The sequence below is a fragment of the Desulforhopalus sp. genome (assembly GCA_030247675.1).
Classification (GTDB): Bacteria; Desulfobacterota; Desulfobulbia; order Desulfobulbales; family Desulfocapsaceae; genus Desulforhopalus_A.
On sequence record JAOTRX010000002.1, the window covers coordinates 1173119 to 1196983 of the forward strand.

Genomic DNA, 23865 nt, shown 5'->3' on the forward strand with positions numbered 1-23865 from the left:
TGGGTTTGCAGGCTTCTTACATGGCTTTATTGGCCGGAGGGGGAGTCGCCGTATCGCTCGACACCTGCTTTTTCGCCTCGGAGAAATCATCGGTGGCGGCGCCATGCCCCTCAACCTCGACATATTCCGCCGCTCCGGGGATCTTGGCACCGAGCAGCTCTTCGATATCCTTGATATTTACCCGGAACTTGACGTAGGCATTGCCTTCCTGGTCCCAGCCGTAATCTTTCAAGTCGGCGAGGTAGGTCGTAGCCATGACCTTGACCTTCACCACATCGGAGGTCAGCATGTAATTCTCAACCGTGGTCTGGCTCTCCAGGGTAAATCCAACCACCGATTTCACCAGGTTCTTGTAGCCATCCAGCTCGGCCGCCCGCAGCGCCTTGATCGGTCCGGCATTGGCCGGAGTTGAGGTGGCGAAGGCAACTCTCTTGAAGGTCTTGCCATTGAGGTTGAGAACCTGGCCATCGATATTGGTGATTTCGTCGAGACTAATCGAGGCGGTGGCCTGGGCAATGTCTTTCTCTTCGTCGTAGATGACCTCGTCTATCTTGATGCCCTGCATCTCAGCGCTGGTTTTCGATTCGGTCTTGCCGACAAAGGTGGCGGCAATCATGTCGATGACCTCTTCCGTGGATCTGATCTTCAGGCCGTAGACCGATTCGACGATCGCCCGCTCGGCAAGCACCCGTGCCGCCCTGGTAGACATAATTTTCTTGTTGCCGGCCCAGACAGCACCGGCACTGGTCATAATGACAATCAGCAGCCCGGCAAGTATTGTGTTTTTCGATAACATGGTTGACCTTCCTTTTTCAGTTCTGGGTTATTGACTGCGCTATCCCTGATCGCCGGGGCCTTTTACCAATCTTCGGCGGTGAGCTGCCGGCCGAATTTCTTTGGCTTGGCAGCAGTCGCGGCAGGTTGCGCCACTGGCGGGGCAGCCGCCTGCACCACTTCGTTCTGTGGTGCGGGGTTCTGGGCAACTGCCGCAACCTGGGCCTGCTGTGCCTTGGGTTGCTGGGCCTGGACGACCTGCTGCGCTGGTTGGTCAATCTGGCCATGCCCACCGGCAGTTGCCGGTTTTTTCTCTTGTTTCACTGCTGTCTTCCGCTCTTCTATGGCCTGTCCTTTCTGCATCTTGGCAAAGTATTGATTGAGCTGTTGCCGCCTGGAAAATGCTTCCCGGTTAATGGGTATGGACAGATACAATTTGCTGAACAGCGCCTCGCTTATACTGCCCTGGCTTCCCGCCGCCAGGGCCGCATCGAATTTTTGCAGGGCCGCGACGGTTTTGCTGTCGAGTCGATTATTGACGGCGACATCGTAGCCGTGCAGGGTCAGCCACTGTTGCGCCGCCCCGATGCGGTCTTCCCGGCTCATCTTATGGAAGGTCTCGGAGATGGAGTCGAGAACTACCCTATCCGGTTGGACATCATCGCCCATGAGTCGCCAATAGGGCAGGGCAAGGTATTTGCCGATCATTTGGATCATGCTGACCTGTACCAGAACCCGCACCGCCTCATGCCGGCCCTGGACTTTTTTAATTGAGCCCTTCAGGCCAAAAGTCGGCCCGAACAGGGTGATGCCGACCTCTTCCTCACGCATGCCCTTATAGACTTCCATGCTGTTGGTGGTCGACATCCTGGGGATACTGGCCAGGCTCTGGAAATCCTTGAGATTGAAATCGAGGGTAATGCGGGCCTTACCGGTTTTGGTGTTGTCGCCATAGCTGGCGCCGACGGTTTTTGAGGGCAGCCAGTTCGGCAAGCCCCGGAAATCGACCTCGGCGTCGGCATTGGTGCCATCGCCGCGGGTCTCCAGGCCACGATCAAATTCGGTGATGCCGCCGGTGATGACGACATCCGGGATCGCCTTATTGTCGAAGCTGCTATAGCCGGATACCATCTGATTCTGAATATAGGATGGATTGTACTCGATAAAGCGCACATTGCCGCCGATGGAGTTCAAGGTGCTCTTCATTATTTCGGTAATGTTCCTTTGAATCTCACCGCCGCTGGTGACCGAGGTACCGGTTTCATCGGCGATATCCTGGCTCTGCACCTTCATCAGGCCGGTATCATAAATCTGCGACATCAGTCCGAGATCGGAGAGTGCCTGAGTGTAGGAGGTTGTCTTCTCAACAGGAGCGCTCTTTTCCAACTGGATGTCGACATTCTTGGGGTTCATGTCGCCGCAGGATGAAAGGAACCCAAGCGCCATGCTCAACAAGAGAAAACGCGCGGCGTTCTTGGCTTTTAAAGAAGATACTCCACAAAGATCTGTCGCAATATTGTTGAGTTTCATATCAACTATCCGATTGTAAAAGAATGTGTTTGGATGTGCCTTCCTCGGTTGTTTCTACTGGGAATCTCCGGTCACCCGACCCCATGTCTGGTACCGGGTGGCGGAGATTCGTGGTTTTTCAACCTGTGCAACTATTCAACCTGCACTGATCCCATGCTCGCCTCATTGCCCTTGCCGATGGCGATATTGGCAGCCTGTTTGACGTCGGAGGTGTTGGTGATGACGCCGGTTTTACCGACGGTGGCGTTCTTCAGGTTCACCGAACCCATATTGGCGGTGTTGTTCTCACCGATGGCGATGTTGGCAGCCTGCTTGACCGTCGAGGTGTTGGTTACCCGGCCGTCAACCTTGGAGTCCTTCATGTTGATGGAGCCCATATTGGCGGTATTGCCCTTGCCGATGGCGATGTTGGCAGCTTGTTCGACCGTCGATTTGTTAGTGACGGTGCCGGTCTTGCCGATGGAGCCGCCTTCCATGTTCACTGAGCCCATATTGGCCTTGTTGTTCTCGCCAATGGCGATGTTGGCGGCCTGTTTGACTGTCGAGTCATTGGTCAACTTGCCGTCAACCTTGGCGTTTTTCATGTTGATGGAACCCATGTTGGCCTCGTTGCCCTTGCCGATGGCGATGTTGGCAGCCTGCTCAACCTTCGATTTGTTGGTGACGGTACCGGTTTTACCGATGGAGCCGCCTTCCATATTGACCGAGCCCATATTGGCCTTGTTGTTCTCACCGATGGCGATGTTGGCGGCCTGTTTGACATCGGAGGTATTGGTCAACTTGCCGTCAACCTTGGCGTTTTTCATGTTGATCGAGCCCATGTTGGCCTCATTGCCTTTGCCGATGGCGATGTTGGCGGCCTGTTTGACCTCCGACTTGTTGGTGACGACGCCGGTTTTACCGATGGAGCCGCCTTCCATGTTGACCGAGCCCATATTGGCCTTGTTATTCTCGCCGATGGCGATGTTGGCGGCTTGTTCCACTTTTGAATCATTGGTCAGCCTGCCGTCAACCTTGGCGTTTTTAACGCTGACTGATCCCATATTGGCCTCATTGCCTTTGCCGATGGCGATATTTGCGGCCTGTTTGACCTCCGACTTATTGGTGATGACACCGGTTTTGCCGACGGTGGAATCCTTGATACTGACCGAGCCCATTGCCGCCTTGTTGTTTTCACCAATGGCGATATTAGCAGCTTGTTCCACCTGGCTGTCATTGGTTACCTTGCCGTCAATCGTTGAAGCGGCCCAAACGGTTGAGAAACCCATTGCTACAGCTAATCCAAGTGCGCTTACTATCAATGTCTTTTTCATAACAGTTTCCTCATATGATTTTTTTTGTCTTCATCCCGGAAGCGGGACCGTTCTTGCTCAGTGAGCTTGCCTTTGTCCATTAGTTCCAGGCAGCCTGGGAAAGGTTCAAATTTTTTTTGAAAATTCGAAAATAGCAACCTGGGCCGAGGTATTTCTCTGGATTTTCCGGCGCGAAAGCAATTGAATACTTGCTGTAACTATTTAATTAGTGCCTTAGCATGGAAAAGTTGTCATAAAAACAAAAGAAGAATTGGGTAAGGCTCTGTCGATATCACCACCGCCAATGCATGGAGATACCGGCGGAATGTTCGTAATATTTATCAATTCTGTTTTGAACCTTTTCAGGCTGTCGAGAGACATATGAACGAGGGCAGTGAATTCTTTGAAGAAGCGCATCTGATAGAACGGGTGACGGCAGGTGATGCGGACGCCTTCCGGCAGCTCTACGACCTGTCCTATGGCAAGGTTGCCCGGTATGTGCAAAAGGTGGCGGGCGATTACGGTCTGGCCGATGATATCGTCGCCCAGACATACACGGTGGCGTGGCAAAAGAGTGACACCTTCAGGGGCAACGGCAGAATCACCACCTGGTTGATCGGCATTGCCCGAAACATTATGTTCAGGGAGTTTCGAAAGAGCAAAAAGTACGTACCTTTTGAAGAGGAGTACAGCGCCGCGGAAACGAAAAGTCAGTTCAGGGTGGAGATCGAATCGACCAACGCGGCCCTGAAAGCGGCCCTGCAGAGCTTAAAGGTGAATCATCGAGAGATTCTTGAATTGGTCTTTTACCAGGACCTCAGTTACGGGGAGGTGTCGGAGCTGGTTGGAATACCGGTTAACACCGTAAAAACAAGAGTCTTTCATGCAAAACAGGCGCTCAAGGACGTGCTGGAAAAACAGGATATAAACAACTATGACCAATAAAGATAAAGATATGGCGGAGTTGATCCCCGACTACTGCAATAACCGCTTGGACGCACAGGGGAAAGCCGACTTTGAACGTCGTCTGATGGAAGATCCGGAGCTCCTCGATGAGTATAATGAGTTTCGCGGTTTTCAGAAATTGTACCGGCAGATCGACCCTGCCGAGCCGTCACCGTCCGATGCAATTTTTAAGAAGATATCCGGCAATATTCGGACCGAGCGCAAGTTTGCCGGCAAGGCACCTGTCGAGGCTGGTACTGTGATGGAGTTGCTGGGCTCTTTTTGGCAGCGGCTCCGGCAATCCATCGCCGTGCCGTGGATGCTTGCCGCAGCGCAGGCGGTGGCAATCGTCTTACTCCTGGTGCCCTCTCCCCAGGACAACACCTACAGGACCTTGAGTGCCACCGACATGGCGGCAACTGCTGGTAAGGCTGGTATTAATGTGGTGTTTCAACCGAACGCCCTGGAATCGGATATCCGCAACCTGTTGCACGGCATCCGCGGGTCGGTGCGCAGCGGTCCGAGCAGGGAAGGGCGCTATGTGGTCGGCATCAGCGACCCGGGCGACCTCGATAAGACTGTACAGGTGCTCAAACAGTCGAATATAGTATTATTTGTGGAGGCGGTCCGCTAGGGCCTTCGGCAGGTAATTGCGGTTTTGCAGAAACACATTTCGTGAAGCACCATTCCTCCTTGTGGGGGGCATGTAACCTGGTAATGCCCATGACCAATCACTTCCGACCGAGACTAGTCAGTAACGCGGCAAAACTATGGATTATCCTGTTCCTCATCCTCACCTCGCCCCTGCCGGCACATGCTGAGTCCATTGTCCAGGGCAAGGTCATTAATGCCCCGGCAAAACTTGAAGACAGCAGCAATATCGCCGAAGGCAGTGAAAACAGCGCCGCACAGTCGTCCGTTTCTCTGAAAAATTCCAGAATGAGCGGCACCCTTGTCAACAGCACGCAAAGTAAAACCGCCGTTAACCTCGCCACCGGCAAGAGAAACGTCGCCAGTCAGGGCTCTGTTGCAGTCTCCCAGGGGACGGTCGAGGGCTCCGTCGTCAACAGTGTCGCGGTCAAATCGACGGCCAATCTGGCGGCAGGGACCGACAACAAGGCCGATCAGGGCGCCGTGCGCATCGACAACAGCCGGATTCGTGGTGCGGTGACCAACACTGTGACGCTGCAGAAAAGCGCCAATATGGCCGCCGGTAAAGGTAATTCGGCATCCCAGGCGGCAATCGTCGTCGGGGGCGGACAGGTGGGTGGTGCGCTTGCCAATACCGCTACCGGCGATAACGCCGTCAATGCTGCCGCCGGCTACCGCAGTGAAGCAAGTCAAGCATCCATTGTCGTTGATGGGGGACAACCCGGAAGCGGCTCCGCTGCCACTATGCCGCAAAACGTTTGGCATGCGGATACTGGTGGCATGGGACAGGAAGAGGGCAGGACGCCGGCCTCTGCCGGCAAAAAAATGGTCATGGATGCTAAGGACAGGAAGGCTGCTCACTACGTACCCGGCCAGGTGGTTTTTCTCATTGATAACAACAAGGCCGGTCTTGCCAATCTCGACCGGGCAGCGAAAAAGCACGGACTTACCGTCACTGAGAAAAACGTCCTGAAATCGCTTAACCGGATCATGGTGGTGTCTTCCACGGCCAAGGACGCGGCGGCGGTTGCCGAGGCACTGAAAAGTGAATCCGGCGTCTATAATGCCCAGCCCAATTATGTCTTTGCCACGATGGCCGGGCAAGATCCGATGAGTTCCATGCAGAATCTGGTCTCGATGCTCGATTTGCCGGAGGTGCACAACACGGTCAGCGGCAAGCATATCACCGTGGCGGTGGTCGACACCGGTGTCGAGGTAGAGCACGAGGACCTGCGTGCCCGTGTCGTTGGCCATCAGAACTTCATATCGGGCAGTGGCTATCAGGGGGAGATTCACGGTACCGCCGTCGCCGGAATCATCGGTGCCGGCAAAAATGACTGCGGCATCGTCGGTATTGCCCCGGACGTATCTTTGCTGGCATTGCGGGCCTGCCGCCAGGTCAGTAAGACCTCGTCCGCCGGGGAATGCTTCTCGACCTCCCTGATGCGCTCCCTCGACGCCGCTATCTCCGCCAAAGTGCATGTGGTCAATCTGAGCCTTGGGGCCTACGTCAACGATAGCCTTTTAAGCATGATGATCGACAGCGGGCACGACAAGGGGATCGTGTTTGCCGCCCCGGTGGGCAATGATCCTGCGGCGGAGAACATCGCCTTTCCTGCTTCCCACAGCAAGGTCGTCAGTGTCGCCGGTTTTGATGAACTGGGCAATCCACTGCCCAATAAAAAACTGGCAGCGAAGGCCGATGCCGTGGCTCCGGCAACCCATCTTTTCGTCACAGCACCCGGCAACAGCTATAATTTTGTTGACGGCACCTCTCTGGCAAGTGCCTCTATTACCGGCATTATTGCCCTTTCCATGGAAAAAAATCTTGCTCGGAACCCACCCTGCCTGCCACGGTTTACCAATGCTCTTCCATGGTCGAAGCAGGTCTTCGTTTGTCTTGGTTTGTAGCTGGGAACTCTTGCCCGGCTGGTCTCTTTTTGCCGGCACCTCTGGGCAGCTGCCATCTTGCCGGCGCTTATCTTCTGTAACTGTCTAGGCTTACATTTCTTTATTGGCCTGCGAGCTGGTCAACACATCAAGCAGGGCCGCGGTTTCCGCGTCCGCTTGGCCATCATAGCGCTCGGGGCGGTATTTCATCTGCAATGCAGCGAGGACTTCCCGGGTTTTTTTGTCCAGCTCGCCCGTTGGAGTCAGGGTAAAGCCATGTTCGATGAGCTTGTTCTGGAACCACAGGAGGTCTGGGAGGCTGTCCTGGTACACCTCTTGGCGGGCGGCCACCACCGCCCGGTCGGGCCAGGGGATCAGACCTGCGTCGGCGAGGCGCGTCCAGGGGAATTTCGGGCCGGGGTCGGTTTTCCGGTGCGGGGCGATGTCGCTGTGGCCGAGGATAAATTCCGGCCGGATCGTATGCCGGGCGACGATGTCCTTGAGGAGGGCGATGACGGCATCGACCTGCGGCCCGGGATAGTCGTGATAGGCGACCCCGTCGACTCCCACATAGTCCCCGGCGTTGACGATTTCAATACCGATGGACGAGGCGTTGAGGAAGGTCCTGCCTCTCCAGCTGCTGATGCCGGCGTGATAGGCACGTTGCGATTCATCCACCAGCTGATAGATCTCCACTGGTTCGTCCCGCACCAGATAATGGCTGCTGACCTCGCCCTCGGTGAGGGTCTTCAGGGAGGAGGAAAAATCCTCCCTGGTGAAGTGCAGGACCACCGCCTGCACGCGGCTTTCCTGGCTCCTGGCCTGATGGTTGGTGATGTAGGGGGCCGGAGCGCAGCTGACAAGAAGACTAAGCGAGGTGGCCAATATCCACAGGAGGGCAGGCTTGGCAGCCGGGGGGGTGGTCATGTTATTGATATTATAGGAGCTATTTATGATTGGCAACAGATGATAAGGTTTTCAATGTGGGGTTATGCATACAGATACATCATTGGAGGGCTGATCGCAAGGCGACACCTAATTCTTCGATACTGTATGGTTTTTTAATAAAGATCCCGGCGCCGATGGTCTTGAGCTGGCTGATATCGTCGCTATCGGCAAAGCCGCTGACGATTATCGCTTTCTGTCCTGGTTTAATAAGGATAATGTTTTCATAGGTTTGCCGGCCATTAAGGCCTGGTTCCATGAGCATATCGAGGATCACCAGGTCGGCATGGTGGTTGTGAAGATACTGTATCGCCTCCTCGCCGGAGGCGACAGCCTCCGCCGAATAGTGCAGCTCCTGGAGTATTTGTACTGCAATATCTCTTTGTTGGGGGTCATCGTCGACTACCAGGACGTGCTGGCCTTGGCCATACAGGTCAGCCAGCGTGGCAGGCGTTTGCGAGATGGTGGTGTTTTCGTCGGTTGCCGGCAGATATAACGAAAAGGTCGTTCCGGCCTCGGTGGAACTCTCCACTGTTACCGCTCCATGATGATCCTCCATGGTATTCCATACCACCGTCAGGCCAAGCCCCGTACCGCTTCGTCCCATGGCCTTTCTTGTATAAAACGGTTCAAAAATGTGTTCGAGATCGGCTGGATTGATCCCCGTGCCGCTGTCGGTGACGCTCAGGACCACGTATCTGCCAAGAGCAAGGTCCGGGAATCCGGGCGGGGCCTGCGCCAATATCTCATTGCGGCTGGAAATGGTAATCACCCCCGGGGTGTCTGCCGGGATCGCCTCGGCACTATTGTTGATAAGATTCATCAGGCATTTTTGTAGATGCACCGGGGAACAAGAACTTATCCACAGTTCTTCCGCGAATCTGGTGACAAAGGAAAGCGCTGGAAATGCCGAGGCGAGCCTCTGGTGCTCGGGTGAATCCAGGTACTCGGAAACCAGGGTGTTGAGGCAGATATTTTCCTTTACCGCTGCAACGCCCCGGGCGATGGTCAGGAGGTCGGCGACCACCTTCGCCGCCCGTTTGCCGGAATCATGGATCCGGGTGAGGGGCTTGCGCAGCGGGCTATCGGGCGGCAGCTGGAGGAGGAGGATTTCCGGGTAATTGATTATTCCCGAGAGTATATTGTTGAGATCATGGGCCACTCCTCCTGCCATCTTGCCTATGGTCTCAAGCTTCTGGGAGCGGTGCAGCAGTTTCTCAAGATGTTCCTTTTCCGCCTTGACCTTCTGTTGCTGGGTGATGTCTTCGGCAATCCCAAGCAGATATAGTGGGTTGCCGGCAGCATCGAAAATGGGGATTTTGCGGGTATGGAGGACCATCTTGGTATGCTCTCTGGTCTCGATCAATTCCTCGGGGATATCAATGAGGGTGCCCTTGTTGAGGACCTCACGGTCTTTGTTGATGAAAAATCTCGCCTCGTTCTCCGGAAAGAAATCAAAGTCATTTTTGCCTATGAAATCGGTAACCTCATAGCCAAGCATCTCGGCCCCGGTTTTGTTGAAACGGATAAAGCGAAGCTCTTGCGGGTCTTTGACGAAGACCATCGCTGGAATATTATCAATTACCGTGTTGAGGAATTCCTCGTTAAGACGAAGATCTGCCTGGGCCTTTTTTGCCTCTTGCCAGGCGCGTTCAAGGCTGCGGCGATTTTCTTCCTGGCGCTGTAGCCAGGTATAGGCGGCCAGTCCGAGCAGTGCGGCAAGGACCAGGGCGGATATTCGCAGGGGATAGAGATAGGGAGAGGATGCCAGCCAGCCGTTTTTGGGGGTTCCGGCGAGCAGCCAGCTCCCCTCCGGGAGATTGACCGGCAGCAGCACCGGATTATCCTGAAATATCGCCGGATCGCCTTCAATCATATCGCCCTCCGCTCCCAGGCCGTCCTTGCCCCTGAGGGCGACGCGGATGTCAAGATTATCGTCATAAAGACCGGATGCCTTGAAGAGGTTTTCCTTTTCGATGACGATGCTCGCCAGCCCCCAATATTTGTCTTCCTTCTGCCCGTCGGGGTCATCGGCGAGATATATCGGGGTCCTGCTGACAAAGGCAAGTCCTCCCTGAACGAGGTTTACCGGGCCGGCGATCACCGCCTTGCGCGAGGCAATTATCCTGGCGACGGATGGCCATTGCTCGGCATTGTCCTGATACCTCAGACCAACCGCCCGTTCATTGCCCTGGAGAGGGTAAACGAAGCGGACGACATTGTCGGGAGCCAGGGCGATGTTGCGAATATAGTTACGGTTATCGAGGATCTGCCGGGCAAGTTGCTGGAAGGTCAAGTCATCCATTTGCGGATGAATTGAAATAAAGGCGATGAGCCCCCGGGTGAGATAGAAATTGGCGTTTATCTGGGCCTCAAGACCGGCGCGAATCTGGCTGAGGGTGTTTATGGTCCTGGTTTGCAGGGTCTCCCGGAAGCGTTGCCGTTCAAGGACCTCCAGGCCGATGAACAGGCAGACCACGATGCAGAAGACAAGAAGTGCGGCGATTTTGGGATGGGGAGCATGTTTCGTCGTACTCATCGTCGGTGAATCCTTGGCTTTCTTGCCGGGTGATGGGCACTCTCTGTTCTGCTGTTGAGAAATATGGAAAGGATTCTCTATCGTATAATGAACCCCAGGAAAATGAAAGGACGGCAGGTGATTTTTATACCACAAGGGCATGAGTTTCGTATGAGCAGACCCGCTGCTCAACTCAGCTATATACCGCAAGGGCATGAGTTTCGTTTGAGCAGACCAGCTGCTCAACTCAGCTATATCCGCCAGGCTGGAGAGCTCACAGCTTCATATTCAGGGACAGCGGTTTGCGAAAGCGGTTGATGAAGGCGCAGGCGGTGTCGATCTGCGGTATACCGGCAGTAAGCGGCTGCCCTGTCAGGTTCTGGTGAAATATCTCGCCGTTACGGGGGATTTCGGCGATAATTCGTTGCCGGTCGAGACCTTGGGTCATGACTGGGCGCACCTCGTCATCGACTTTGTTGAGGATGAAATAGGTCTCGACGCCTGCGCCCCTGGCGATCTGTCGGGCGCGATCGGCCATCTCGATCGATTCGTAACTTGGGTCGACAATGCAGAGCACCAGATCGCAGTTCTTGTCTATCTGCCGGCCGAAGTGTTCCAGTCCGGCCTCGGCGTCGACGAGCACGATTTCATCGTCTTTTTCCTGCAATCGCGAAAGTACCGCCCTGGAAATGCCGCCGATCATGCAGGCGCAGCCTTCGCCGAATTCCTTGATTTTCCCAGCGACCAGCAGCTTGATGCCGTCCGTCTCGGCCAGGCATTCCACCGGCAGGCTGTCAAAGGTCAAAATCTGCTTGAAGAATTCATCCTCATGATTATGGTCTGCGGCCTGCTTCAGCACCTCCTTGGTGCCTTTACGCCCGCCCATGGCGTCCATCATGATCTCCGGTTGACGGGCGCCGAGGAGGCGGTGCAGGCAGAGGTTTGATTCATCCGCGTCGACCACCAGCACCTTCTTGCCGGTTTTTGCCAGTGCTCTGGCGAGGAGGACGGTGAGGGTGCTCTTGCCGCAGCCGCCTTTACCGCAAATCATGAATTTCATATGGGATTCCTGCTTGGTTGAGTGAATAGACGGCTGCTGATCCCTGATCTATTTCCGCCGCTGACCGGCTGTATTTGATCACGACCCGGGCAATATGCAAAGAAAAAACGGTAAAGGGTGTCACTGGCGCTACACAAAGAGGGGCAGGGGGCGTGCGGTTTGTAACCTTCCGGGCACAGAGGGATAACGACAGCAAACCAGCGAGATGGTGGCCTTCCTGCAAAAATTGTTACCAATCCCACACAGAGCATATTGGACACGTACTCCTGTGGTACTACCACATTTGTCCCTTTTCTTGCTTGTAACAGACTGAAAATATTGGTGATAAAAATTGTTTTCAGAGAGTGGCACCAATATTGTATTCCAATTTGATCTGCAGCGTCACCTGAGGGTTGCAAAGAAATCGGCAAATTGTCTCTGGGTGGAGCACTTCACCCTCATAGAACCACTTTGAAAAAAAGGAAAGGTATTCATGGCGAAAATAATTTTTGGAGCATGGGATGGCAAGGTTATCGATAATCGCAACCGGCAGATTTTCGAAATCGAAGAACACCCTGAATTCAGCGACTTTGATGAATTCAACACCGGCAATCCCATCAAGGCCTTTTTCGGAGGCCACGGCTTTTTCATCTTTGAAAAGGATGTGAATCTGCTGGATGCCCTTTTCCACTATATGGAACGGGTTGCCAGGGAATCCTGCGGCAAATGCACGCCGTGCAGGGTCGGCACGCAGATTATGCAGCGCAAACTCGAGGACCTGGTGAACCGCCGGGGCACGGCCAAGGATCTCGATGAAATTGAGGGTATTGCCGAACAGGTGCGGAGCACCTCCCTGTGCGGCTTGGGGCAGACGGCAAGCGTCGCTCTTCTGGCGATGTTCCGGTATTTTCGCGAGGCACTCCTTGCGGAACTGGACAGTCCGGCACCCCGGCCCCAACCCTGTGAAACCTATGTGTCCGCACCCTGTATCGAGGCCTGCCCCTCAAAGGTCGACGTTCCCAAATACATCGACTATGTCAAGGACGGTAAGTTCACCCATTCCCTTGGCGTCATTCTGCAGAAATACCCCATGGCCGCCACCTGTGGCCGGGTATGCGTCCGTTTCTGCGAGATGGCCTGCCGGCGCACCCAGGTGGACGAGGCGGTTGGCATTAAAGTGCTAAAACGCTTTGTTGCCGACCACGAGCGGGCAGTGATTAACGAGTGGTTCTCTTCCTACACACCCCCGGAAGCAAAAGACAAACGCCTGAAGGTGGCGGTTGTTGGTACCGGCCCTGCCGGCATTGCCGCCGCCTACCATCTGCTCCTCAAGGGCTACCCGGTCGATATCTTTGAGGGCAAATCGATTCCCGGCGGCATGGCGGCCACCGGCATTCCCGAGTACCGGCTGCCAAAGGCGGTGCTCGGCAAGGAGATTTCCATCATCGAGGCCTTAGGGGGACAGATCCATTACAACCAGAAAATGGGCAGGGATTTCACCCTCAGTGATCTGATGGAAAGGGGATACTCGGCGGTATTCCTCGGTATCGGTACCCACAAAGGCAAAACCATGCAGGTGGCCTATGAAGACCCGGAAATTCTTGGCTACGACTTTGGTGTCGATTTTCTTCTGCGCATCAACCACGATTATATCGACCGGGGAGTCCCCATGCAACTCGGCGAGAAAATGGTGGTGGTGGGTGGTGGCAACGTCGCCATGGATTGCGCCCGATCGGCCCTCAGAATGAACGTCAAGGAGGTCCATCTGGTGTACCGGCGCAGCGAAAAGGAGATGCCCGCCGACCATGAAGAGATCGAGGCGGCAAAGAAAGAGGGGGTCATTTTTCATTTCCTCACCAATCCGACCAAGATCCTGGTGCAGAACGGCCGGGTCCGCGGCGTCGAGGTGATTAAAATGGCCTTGAGCGAGCCGGATGAAAGTGGCAGGTGCAGCGTTGTCCCTGTTGCCGAGAGTGAATTTGTAATCGACACCAACCATGTCATCCCGGCCATCGGCCAGCAGGTGGAACTCGGCTTCGTCAGCCCGAAGGATGGTGTCGAACTCCATCCCTGGGGCACCATCAAGGTCAATCCCGCCTCGCTGATGACCACCCGCAAGGGCGTATTTGCCGGCGGCGACTGCGTCAGCGGGCCGGCCACCCTGGTACAGGCCATGGCCCATGGTGAGAAGGCGGCGAGAAGCATCGATGACTACCTGACTCTCGGCCGGATCCGCTTCCAGCCGAAAGAAAGGATGGCCCAGCTGGTAGCCGATGTGCAGCCGATGATCGCCAAGGGCATCAATATCCCGATACGCCACGAGTACCGGGTAAAGATCAAAGAGCTTGATCCCTTGATGCGCAAGAAGATCTTCGAAGAGGTTGAAAAGCCCATTTCCGTCGACGAAGCATACTCGGAAGCGCAGCGCTGCATGCGCTGCTACCGTGTCTATTCTGTAATTACTGAGCAATAAGGGGGGAACCCGATAATGATAGGAACAATTAACGGCAAGCAGGTCGAATTTAGCAAAAATCAGACCATACTGAGTGTTGCGAAGGCCAACAATCACTTCATTCCGACTCTTTGTGAGATGGCCGACCTTGAGCACACACCGGGCACCTGCAGAGTATGCCTGGTTGACATACAGAAAAAGGATGATTCAGAACACCGTATCGTCACCTCATGCACTACGCCGATGGAGGAGGGGATGACTGTTCTGACCCGCACCCCGAAGGTGCGGCAGATGCAGCGGCTGCAGGTGGAGCTGCTCATCGCAGACCATAACCAGGATTGCGCCTCCTGCATTCGCCATGGCAACTGCGAACTGCAGGATGTCGCCCAATTTGTCGGACTTGAACAGACCCGCTATACCTACCCGCAGTTTTACCAGCGGCGCAGCAAGGACAAATCATCGCCGGCGGTTGTCCGGGATATGAGCAAGTGCATCCGCTGCTTCCGCTGCGTCAAGGTCTGCCGGGATATTCAGGGTATCGATGCCCTGGTTATCACTGAGAAAGGACTGGAAACGGAGATCAGCGTCCGCGACCATCTGCCCCTTGATCAGTCGAACTGTGTGTCCTGCGGCCAGTGCATTCTCGTCTGCCCGGTTGGCGCCCTGGCCGAGAAGAATGACATAGAGGCTGCCCAGAACCTGTTCTCCGACCCCGATATCTTTACGGTGGTGCAGTTTGCTCCGGCGGTGCGCACGGCAATCGGCGAGGAGTTCAATATGGCCAAGGGTGAGAATGTCGAGGGCAAGATCATCACAGCCCTCAAACGGCTTGGTGCCAATGTCGTCCTCGATACCAATTTTACCGCCGACCTGGTTATCATGGAGGAAGGCAACGAATTGCTGGATCGGGTGCTGAACAAGGGGACCCTTCCCATGTTCACCTCCTGTTGCCCCGGCTGGGTGAATTTCGTTGAGAAATATTACCCGGAAATGACCGGACATCTGTCAACCGTCCGTTCGCCCCAGCAGTGTCTGGGCTCAATGGCCAAGACCTATCTCGCCGGGAAAATGGACCTTGATCCCAGCCGTATCCGGGTCATCTCCCTCATGCCCTGCACGGCCAAGAAGGGCGAGGCGAAGCGGACCGAGTTTGCCGGAGACGGCTCCGCCGATGTCGATGTCGTCCTGACAACCCGCGAGTTCGCCAGGCTTCTGAAACGAGAAGGGATTGATCTGGCCCTCCTGGAGGATAGCGGCTTCGACAACCCCTGGATGACCGACTACTCGGGTGCCGCGGTTATCTTCGGCAATACCGGTGGCGTCATGGAGGCGGCGGTCAGGACCGTTCATAAGGTGGTGACCGGCAAGGAACTGGAACAGGTCGAGTATACACCCCTGCGCGGCGACGGCACCTCCCGGCAGGCCACGGTTGATCTCGGCGCGGAGATAGGTCCGGTCCGGCTGGCGGTTGTCCACACCCTGAAAGAGGCGCGCGCCATCATGGAGGCGATTAAAAGCAAGGAGCGTTCCTATGACTTTGTCGAGGTGATGGCCTGCCCAGGAGGATGCGCCGGAGGTGGCGGACAGCCGAGAAGTAAGCACTCCTATCAGGGCTCGAGCCGGGAACGCAAACAAGGCCTATACGCCATCGATACAAACCGGCCGATCCGCCAATCCCATAATAATCCAATGATTGCCAGACTCTACGAGGACTTTCTGGAAAAACCCCTCGGTGAAAAAAGCCATCACCTGCTGCACACGACCTACCGCGACAGGAAGCAGAACATCAAGCATACCATGATGGAGATTTGGCAGGAGATTGAAGAGCGGAGCTGATCAGGAAGCGTCGCTATGATCCGTCCCGATGGTCGCCGGTGGCGGGAGGGCGACTGGTGTTCCATCGGGACGTGATCGGCCGTAAATTTGGGAATGGATGCTGCATCTTATTTCAATGAGCTTGCAAGTTGGCTCGGAAGGAGGGTGCACTCCGTGCACCATCTCTGGTTTTGTTGGTGCACAGAGTGCATCCTACGAAAAACAAAGCCATCTTGAGTGCAAAAGCGAGTTAAGGGAAAAGAAGGAATCGCAAATGGTAAAAATAGATAGAGAAGGATCGGACCCGATGGTGAGCTCTAGTCATAGGGAATCGTTGGCCGAAGATGACTACCCGGACTTTATCGATCATTCCGCCTTGAGCAAGCTGGCCTTGCGTCCGGAGGCAGGGGAGGGGGAGATTTTCGAGATCCTGTCCCGCGCCGCCGAGCTCAAGGGTTTGAATATATACGATGCGGCGGCCTTGCTGTCGGTCCGCCAACCGAAGCATATCCGGTTGATTATGGCCGCGGCCGAACAGGTAAAGCTGGCAATTTACGGCCGACGGATGGTCATGTTCGCCCCCTTGTATACCAGCAATTATTGCGTCAATAACTGCCTGTATTGTGGTTTCAGAAAGGACAACAAGGACTTGACCAGACGCAGGCTCAGTATCGAAGAGATCTGTGCCGAAACCAGGGTCCTCTTGAAGGAGGGGCACAAGCGGCTCCTTGTTCTCTCCGGCGAGACAGGGGGTAAAGGTCTCGCCGGTTTAAAGGAGACCTTGCAGGCCATTTACCAGGTACGGGAAAACGGCCAGGGGATCCGGCGGATAAACGTCGAGATAGCCCCGCTGTCGACCGCCCAGTTTCGCCAGTTGAAGACCTGCAATATCGGCACCTATATCTGCTTCCAGGAGACCTACGATCAGGGGTTGTATAGCAGATACCATCGCTCGGGCCCGAAGGCCGATTATAAAAACCGTTTGTTCGTCATGCACCGGGCCATGGAGGCGGGGATCGACGATGTCGGAATCGGCGCCCTTTTCGGCCTGGCGGATCACCGGTTCGAGACCCTCGCCCTTCTCAGGCACGCCGAGGAACTGGAACGGATCTTCGGCTGCGGCCCGCATACGGTGAGCGTTCCCCGTATTGAACCGGCCCACGGGGCGCCGGTGTCGACGGAGGTGCCTTTCCCGGTGGATGACGATGCCTTCCGCACCATTATTGCCGTCCTGCGCCTGTCCTTGCCGTACACCGGCATCATCCTCTCCACCCGGGAGAATGCCGCTCTGCGCCACGAACTGTTTCGCTACGGCGTAAGCCAGATTTCCGCCGGATCAAGGACTGCCATCGGCGGCTATAGCGAAGATCAGGCAGAGGAGGGGCAGTTTTCCCTGGGCGACCAGCGTCCCATGGAGGAGGTGATACGCGAATTGGTGGACATGGGCTTCATCCCGTCCTTTTGTACCGGGTGCTACCGGAAGGGCCGGGTGGGCAAGGACTTTATGGATCTGGCTAAACCCGGACTGATTAAGTCCTTTTGCCATCCCAACGGTCTGGTTTCCTTTGCCGAATACCTCACCGATTTTGCCGGGGACGACACCCGGCGGCAAGGCTTTGACTTGATCGACAAGATGGTGGACGAGGAGGACAATCTGGCAATTCAAACGGTGGTCCGCGAATCGCTGGTGCGGATTGCCGGCGGGGAAAGGGACATCTATCTCTAGGTATGGCAATGGCAGTTCACATCCCGGCTGAGGGTTTGCAACAGGTGGCCGGCAACCAGGTAGTCCCCCTCAGTCCGGCGGAAATCACCGGCCTCTTTTGCCATGCGGCGACTGAAGAACTGGTTGCCATGGCTAACGCCACCTGCCGGCGGGTGCATGGCCGGGATGTCCTGCTGCGCGGCCTGATCGAGTACAGCAATGTCTGCAGCTGCGATTGCCTTTACTGTGGAATCCGGCATGGCAACCGCCGGGTGAAGCGCTATCGCATGGAGGAATCAGCCATTCTTGCCGTCGTGGAGGAAGGCTATAACCGGGGCTTTCGCTCCTTTGTCCTCCAGGGCGGCGAGGATCCTGACTACACGACAGGGAGGATCTGTCGACTGGTGGGGATGATTAAGGGCCAGGGCCGGGAAGATGCGGCGGTCACCCTGAGCTGCGGCATGCGCCGCCGGAACGAATACCAGGCGATGGCCCAGGCCGGTGTCGACCGCTATCTTTTGCGTTTTGAGACGGCCGACCCGCGGCTGCACTTTTCCCTGCGCAGACGCACCCTGGCGGATCGGCTGGAGGCCTTGGATGGCATCCGGGATGCCGGTTTGCAGGTAGGCAGTGGCTATATGCTCGGTCTGCCAGGAGAAACTCCGGAAATCCAATTGGAGAATATTCTGCTCTGCCAAAGCTTACAGCTGGATATGATCGGTGTCGGCCCCTTCATCCCCCATCCGGACACCCCCTTGGGCGGCGCCGGGCAGCAGCCGCTTGAAGCGGTCATCCGCGGCCTTGCCCTGCTGCGCCTGGCCCTGCCCGAGGCCCATCTTCCGGCAACCACCGCAGCCGGCAGTCTGGTCGCCGATGGCCGGGAACAGATGCTGGCCGCCGGGGCCAATGTGTTGATGCCCAATCTGACCCCGATGATTTTTAAAGAGAACTATCTGCTGTATCCCAACAAGGTCTGTCTGCTGGAAAAGGGTGTCGAGGATCTGGCCGGTCTCGCCGGGCAGCTATTGCCCCTCGATCGCAAACTCAGTTTTGCCCGGGGCGATGCCCTGCGCATTGCCAGGAAGAATTGATGATCTACTATGGCGAAGAAACGGCCAAGGCCTTGACCTGGCTAGGGAAAGACCAGACGCCACGGCAGCTCATCCAGGCCTATGGCCAGGTGAAACTGGCGGCGATATGCGCCCAGCAGGAAACTGCCGCCCTGTATCCTGAGGATTATTTTCCACTGCTGAAAGATACCGCGGGTGAGATAATCGACGGGCAATGGGACGGCCAGTTCCCCCTGCCTCTTTCCCAGGGTGGGGCCGGAACCAGCCTGCATATGAATATCTGCGAGGTCCTGGCCAACCTGGCCAATAGCCGCTATACAGGAGATTTTCGCGCCCATCCCTTGGACCATCTGGCCAGGTTTCAATCGACCAACGATACCTTGCCAACCGCCGTTATCCTCATGACCTACCGCTTTCTCGAACGGATCGAAAAGCAGGTCGTCCGTCTGCAGGAGGGTCTGGTCGAACGAGAAGGATTATACGGCAACTGGCTGATGTGCGGCCGCACCGAACTCCAGGACGCCCTGCCCATTACCCTCGGTCAGGTCTTCGGCGCCTGGGCCGGGCCTGTGGAAAGAGACCGCTGGCGTCTGCATAAGGTGAAAGAACGCCTCAGGATCATTCCGCTCGGCGGGACGGCTCTCGGGACCGGCTTCTCGGCGCCGCTTGCCTATGTGTTTGCGGTTGAAAAACACCTCCGGCGCATCACCGGCCTGCCTCTTTGTCGCAGCCAGAACCTCTGCGACCAGGTTGCCCACACCGACAGCCTGGCGGAATGCGCCAATGCCATGGGCCTGTGCGCCGATAATCTCTACAAAATGTCCTCGGATCTCCTCCTCTACAGCTCATCACTTTGCCGGGAGATGCGCCATGCGGAGGTGCAATTCGGTTCCAGTATCATGCCGGATAAATCCAACCCGGTCCTCCTGGAGTGGATCCGCGGTCTGGCCATGGAGTGTTCTGCCGTCGCCGGTCTGGTGGGCCAGTTTTGCCGGGGGGGACAGCTGCAACTGAACGCCAATATGCCCTTTATCGCCGAACAGATGCTCCGCCTCTCCAGCCGCCTGGAAAAGGCCCTGGACTGCACGGCCGGACGGCTACTAGAGGCGCTGCAACCCGACAGGGCTGTTATGGAGGCGCGCCTGGCGGTCAGCCCGGCCCTGTTGAACACCCTGAAGGATGCCTTGGGCTATTCACGCTTGAAGTCCTTGCTGCCTCTCATTGAGGAGGCGGCACCGCAGAACCGCCGGGAGCTTGCCCTGTGGCTGGAAAAAAATACCGAACTTAAGAAAGCATTTCTCGATGCCTGGGCAGATCCCCGCCATCTCACCAATATCGACACGGGAAAAATCCGATGAGTACCACCACCCCTCTTGCCGAATTGACGACAATCGTCCTCGCCGGGATCCGCAACGCCGGCAAATCATCGTTGATGAACAATCTTTTTAGAAAGAATGTGGCCATTGTCTCGGACACCCCCGGAACGACCACCGATCCGGTGACCAGGAAGATAGAACTGGGGAAATTGGGCATGTGCGCGGTAACCGATACCGCCGGGCTGGATGATAGGGGAGGACTCGGGGAACAGCGCATTGCAAAGGCGAAGGAAAGGGTGATGGCGGCCGATTTGCTCCTCTTTGTATCCCCCGGCAACCTGCCGCCGCAGCCCTGCGAGGTGGAGTTTTTGCAGTGGCTCGGGGGTCAGGGGATTCCCTGGCTGGCTGTGACGACCTTTGCCGATCTGCCCGGCCACCCCGATAAGAGGGAATTCTTTGCCGGTCATACCTGTATTCCCCAGGATAATTTCCAGCCGGAAAGCGCCCTGAAATTGGTTGCCGGCATGGAGCAGCTACAAGACAAAATAACCAGGGAGATAACCCCGGTTGAAGGTCTGGTGCAGGAACAGGACCTGGTCTTGTTGGTTACCCCCATTGATTTGTCGGCCCCGGCCGGCCGGTTGATCCTCCCCCAGGTGGAAACCATCCGCGATCTTCTCGACCGGGATTGTGCCGCGCTCATTGTAAAAGAGCGGGAATTAGCCTTTTTTTACCAGCGCTTGGGAATCCGGCCCTCCCTGGTGATTACCGATAGTCAGGCCTTCCACAAGGTTGCCGCCGATCTGCCGGAGGACCAGCCCCTTACCTCCTTTTCCCTGCTGTTCGCCAGGAAAAAGGGCGATCCGGCCTGGTTTATAAAGAGCCTTGCGATTCTCAGGAAATTTCCGGAGAACGGTCGGGTCCTGGTAATGGAATCCTGCTCGCATCATTGCCAGGCGGAGGATATCGGCAGGGTGAAGATCCCTAGACTCTTCCGGCAGATGGTGGGGTCGAGGGTGGAATTCCACCATAGCAGGCAATTGCCGGAAGACCCGGCAAGCTGGGATCTGGTCATTCATTGCGGGGGCTGCATGATCACCCAGAGGGCCATGGAGGCGCGACTGGAGGTTTTTCGCAGAAACAGGATTCCAGTTCTCAACTATGGCCTCTTCCTTGCCTGGGCGCATGGGTTGTTGCCACGGGCCCTCGAACCTTTTCCAGGGCTTGTCGGCCTCTACGAAAAACAGCTGTCTGCTGGGTAGATCAATGCCCGCAAAGCTCCCGGATATTTTTCGTATACCACAAGGGCCGGTTTTGTTTGAGCAGACAAGCTGCTCAACGCAGCTTTATGTTATGCAACCTTGGCAGCGAGTTCTTTGCCGTAGGCGTGGGCGACTTTGATACCACCATCGATTTCACTGCCTTTTAGCATCAGCGGGGTGCTGACCATATTCATGCTGTAGATGTTTTTCATCGTGTCGAAGATCCGTTCCGCCGCTTCGCCACTCCAGCCAAAGGCGCCAAAGGCCCCGCCGACCTTATCCCTGAGATCGGCTTTTTCAGCGAGAAACAGGAAGGTTTTCATCCTCTGCATCATCTCGCCGTGGTAGGTCGACGAGCCGAAGGCGTAGATATCGAAACCGGCAAGGTCCGTTGCCTGCTTGATCTCGCCAACGTCTTTCAGGGTGACGGTCGCACCTGAGAATCGCAATCCTTCGGCAATAAGCTCGGCAATCTTCATGGTTTCACCGTTGCGAGTTGAGTAGACAAGAAGTGCCTGGGTCATTTGAATCCTCCTTTGAAAGATGGAAAAGATTGATACCGTTTGTCCATATCATCATGACGGGACGTTTCCAGGGTAGCTTATAATAATACGCTTGCCTATCGGGAACTATTGGTTGCAGCCGTGGGGGGATGTATTAGCGAAAAAACGTATTGTAACCGGAGATCAATCCGGCAAATTTTCACGGGAAACGGCCCATTGCCTCAATGGTGCCTGGTTTCACCGCGGAAATCTCCCCCCATGCCGGCCTTCACCAACACTTGGTGATGTTGTTTCTTGTCGATTCTGTTACAATAATTACCTACTTGACGGTAGTTGTCTTGTCTGCAACATTCCTGCTTACTGTGCGGATTACTCCAGTTTTAATGGTGGCCTTGTGTTGTTGTATTATTTAGATCTTCTTGGCGTGGCGGTGTTTGCGGTCAGCGGTGTGCTGGCGGCACGCGATCGCGACCTGGATTTCCTCGGTGTCATCGTGGTGGCGGCGATTACCGCTATCGGCGGTGGCACTCTTCGCGACCTCCTCCTCAATCGGCATCCGATTTTTTGGGTTACCGATTCCTGGTATTTGATCGTCATCATCACCGCCGCCCTCTTGACCGTGGCCTATGTGCGGCGATGGCCGCCGCCGGGGACCTCACTCCTCGTCGCCGATGCCTTTGGTTTGGGCCTTTTTGCCATATCCGGCGCCCAATATGCCGAAGCGGCCCAGTGCCCAGCGCTTATCGTGGTGCTGATGGGTACAATGACCGGCGTGACCGGTGGCATTATCCGAGACGTCATCACCGCCAAGATCCCGCTGATCCTGCGGCAGGAGGTCTACGCCACGGCAGCCATCGCCGGCGTCGTGGCATATCTGGCCATGCAGGCCATCGGTATCTCGCAGGCGATAGCATTTTACAGCGGCATGGCCGTGGTCGTCGTGTTGCGGCTGGTAGCCATACGCTGGAATTTACACCTGCCGGTGTTTCATAAGCCGGAACAATGAACGAGGTCCGTTGACTGAATGCCGTCCGGCATTATCATGGTCATGAATGAAATCGCGGCAGGTTGCCGCCTAAAGTGCACCTGCCGAAACACTGGCGATCCACAATCTTCGAAGGAAACCGCATGATTCAATCTATCGGCACGCTGCCCATCTACCTGGGGTTTACACTGCTCGTCATTGTTCTCCTGGCGGTTGACTTTGCCGTGCTGAAGACCCAGGGCAACCACCGGGTCAGCGCCAAGGAGGCGGCCTGGTGGTCGGTGGTGTGGATCGCTATCTCCCTTGTCTTCTGCGCCTGGTTCTGGTGGTACCTCGATGGGCTGTTCGGGCGGGAGTTCGCCAACGAAAAGGCCCTGGAATATCTCTCCGGCTATCTAATCGAGAAATCGCTGGCGGTTGACAACGTCTTCGTGTGGATCACCCTGTTTGGCTTTTTTGCCGTGCCTGCCGCCTTCCAGAAGCGCGTCCTGCTCTATGGCGTGCTCGGCGCCATCGTCATGCGGGCCGTACTCATCTATGTCGGCGCCCTGCTGCTGGCCAAGTTCCATTGGATACTCTATGTTTTCGGCCTCTTTCTTTTGGTAACCGGCGTCAAGATGCTGGTGTTCTCCTCGCACGATCCCGATCTGGAGAAAAACCCTCTGCTCCGCTGGATGCGCCGGCACATGAAAATCACCAGCGAGTACCACGATGAAAAATTTTTCGTCGACAAAGGAGGGGTGCGTTACGCCACGCCGATGTTCGTGGTGCTGGTGCTGGTCGAGGCCACCGACCTCATCTTCGCGGTCGATTCCATCCCGGCCATCTTCGCCGTAACCAGCGACCCGTTCATCGTCTTTACCTCCAACATCTTTGCTATTCTGGGCTTGCGGGCGATGTACTTTCTGCTGTCTGATATGGCGGAGCGCTTTCACCTGCTCAAGTATGGCTTGGCGGTAATCCTCCTGTTCATCGGCACAAAGATGCTGCTGCTCGATATCTACAAGATTCCCATCGGCATCGCCTTGGGCGTCGTCGGCCTGATTCTCCTGGTGTCGGTGGTGGCCAGTCTTGTCACCTCCAAGCCATCCGGCCCGCAGGTTGAGAAAAGGCTCTAACTCATACCAAAGCTGTCTGGGAAAGGCAGTTTTGCTGGGAGGGGCAACTCCTTGC

General features: G+C 55.9%; 18 protein-coding genes. 11 read left to right on the forward strand and 7 right to left on the reverse strand.

The features are described from left to right. Positions 1–16 precede the first annotated feature (16 nt). The 3 genes from OEL83_05145 to OEL83_05155 all read right to left on the reverse strand — a co-directional run bounded on the left by OEL83_05145 (position 17) and on the right by OEL83_05155 (position 3617). Positions 17–796, reverse strand: coding sequence for a hypothetical protein (locus OEL83_05145; GenBank protein MDK9706417.1), 780 nt, complete (start codon positions 794–796; stop codon positions 17–19). A 62-nt stretch (positions 797–858) separates the two neighbouring features. Beyond that, on the reverse strand, positions 859–2304 hold the full coding sequence (locus tag OEL83_05150; protein MDK9706418.1) for a hypothetical protein: 1446 nt from the start codon (positions 2302–2304) through the stop codon (positions 859–861). A gap of 131 nt (positions 2305–2435) precedes the next feature. After that, positions 2436–3617, reverse strand: a complete 1182-nt coding sequence (locus OEL83_05155) for a hypothetical protein (protein ID MDK9706419.1) — start codon at positions 3615–3617, stop codon at positions 2436–2438. Positions 3618–3977: 360 nt separating this feature from the next. Here OEL83_05155 and OEL83_05160 point away from each other — a divergent pair, with 360 nt between their 5' ends. The 3 genes from OEL83_05160 (at position 3978) to OEL83_05170 (ending at position 7103) form a co-directional block, all read left to right on the forward strand. Next, a complete protein-coding gene (locus OEL83_05160; protein MDK9706420.1) occupies positions 3978–4541 on the forward strand; it encodes a sigma-70 family RNA polymerase sigma factor in 564 nt (187 codons plus the stop codon). Further along, positions 4531–5175, forward strand: a complete 645-nt coding sequence (locus tag OEL83_05165; GenBank protein MDK9706421.1) for a hypothetical protein — start codon at positions 4531–4533, stop codon at positions 5173–5175. The genes OEL83_05160 and OEL83_05165 overlap by 11 nt, the downstream gene beginning before the upstream one ends. An 89-nt stretch (positions 5176–5264) precedes the next feature. Beyond that, on the forward strand, positions 5265–7103 hold the full coding sequence (locus OEL83_05170; protein MDK9706422.1) for a S8 family serine peptidase: 1839 nt from the start codon (positions 5265–5267) through the stop codon (positions 7101–7103). Positions 7104–7193: 90 nt separating this feature from the next. On the opposite strand, the gene OEL83_05175 is transcribed toward OEL83_05170, so the two are convergent. From OEL83_05175 to OEL83_05185, 3 genes are all read right to left on the reverse strand, one after another. Beyond that, on the reverse strand, positions 7194–8009 hold the full coding sequence (locus OEL83_05175; protein ID MDK9706423.1) for an N-acetylmuramoyl-L-alanine amidase: 816 nt from the start codon (positions 8007–8009) through the stop codon (positions 7194–7196). A 79-nt stretch (positions 8010–8088) separates the two neighbouring features. Next, positions 8089–10566: a response regulator gene (locus OEL83_05180; GenBank protein MDK9706424.1), complete on the reverse strand. Its 2478-nt coding sequence runs from the start codon at positions 10564–10566 to the stop codon at positions 8089–8091. A gap of 253 nt (positions 10567–10819) precedes the next feature. Then, positions 10820–11605 (reverse strand): AAA family ATPase, encoded by a 786-nt coding sequence (locus OEL83_05185; protein ID MDK9706425.1) that lies wholly within the window; start codon positions 11603–11605, stop codon positions 10820–10822. 472 nt (positions 11606–12077) lie between these two features. On the opposite strand from OEL83_05185, the gene OEL83_05190 reads away from it, so the two are divergent. From OEL83_05190 to hydF, 6 genes are all read left to right on the forward strand, one after another. Further along, a complete protein-coding gene (locus OEL83_05190) occupies positions 12078–14057 on the forward strand; it encodes an FAD-dependent oxidoreductase (GenBank protein MDK9706426.1) in 1980 nt (659 codons plus the stop codon). Between the two features lie 15 nt (positions 14058–14072). Further along, positions 14073–15872 (forward strand): [FeFe] hydrogenase, group A, encoded by a 1800-nt coding sequence (locus tag OEL83_05195; GenBank protein ID MDK9706427.1) that lies wholly within the window; start codon positions 14073–14075, stop codon positions 15870–15872. A gap of 253 nt (positions 15873–16125) precedes the next feature. Then, positions 16126–17577 (forward strand): [FeFe] hydrogenase H-cluster radical SAM maturase HydG, encoded by a 1452-nt coding sequence (gene hydG / locus OEL83_05200; protein ID MDK9706428.1) that lies wholly within the window; start codon positions 16126–16128, stop codon positions 17575–17577. An 8-nt stretch (positions 17578–17585) separates the two neighbouring features. Beyond that, positions 17586–18647, forward strand: a complete 1062-nt coding sequence (hydE, locus tag OEL83_05205) for a [FeFe] hydrogenase H-cluster radical SAM maturase HydE (GenBank protein MDK9706429.1) — start codon at positions 17586–17588, stop codon at positions 18645–18647. Beyond that, entirely contained in the window at positions 18647–19984 is a 1338-nt protein-coding gene (locus OEL83_05210; GenBank protein ID MDK9706430.1) for a lyase family protein, read from the forward strand. The genes hydE and OEL83_05210 overlap by 1 nt, the downstream gene beginning before the upstream one ends. Then, complete coding sequence (hydF, locus tag OEL83_05215) at positions 19981–21204, forward strand: [FeFe] hydrogenase H-cluster maturation GTPase HydF (GenBank protein MDK9706431.1); 1224 nt, start codon at positions 19981–19983, stop codon at positions 21202–21204. Before OEL83_05210 ends, hydF begins: the two co-directional genes overlap by 4 nt. A gap of 89 nt (positions 21205–21293) precedes the next feature. Here hydF and OEL83_05220 read toward each other — a convergent pair whose 3' ends face one another. Further along, entirely contained in the window at positions 21294–21728 is a 435-nt protein-coding gene (locus tag OEL83_05220; GenBank protein MDK9706432.1) for a flavodoxin domain-containing protein, read from the reverse strand. A gap of 376 nt (positions 21729–22104) precedes the next feature. On the opposite strand from OEL83_05220, the gene OEL83_05225 reads away from it, so the two are divergent. Both OEL83_05225 and OEL83_05230 read left to right on the forward strand, forming a co-directional pair. Next, entirely contained in the window at positions 22105–22713 is a 609-nt protein-coding gene (locus tag OEL83_05225) for a trimeric intracellular cation channel family protein (protein ID MDK9706433.1), read from the forward strand. A 122-nt stretch (positions 22714–22835) separates the two neighbouring features. Next, on the forward strand, positions 22836–23810 hold the full coding sequence (locus tag OEL83_05230) for a TerC family protein (GenBank protein MDK9706434.1): 975 nt from the start codon (positions 22836–22838) through the stop codon (positions 23808–23810). The last annotated feature ends 55 nt before the right edge of the window (positions 23811–23865 follow it).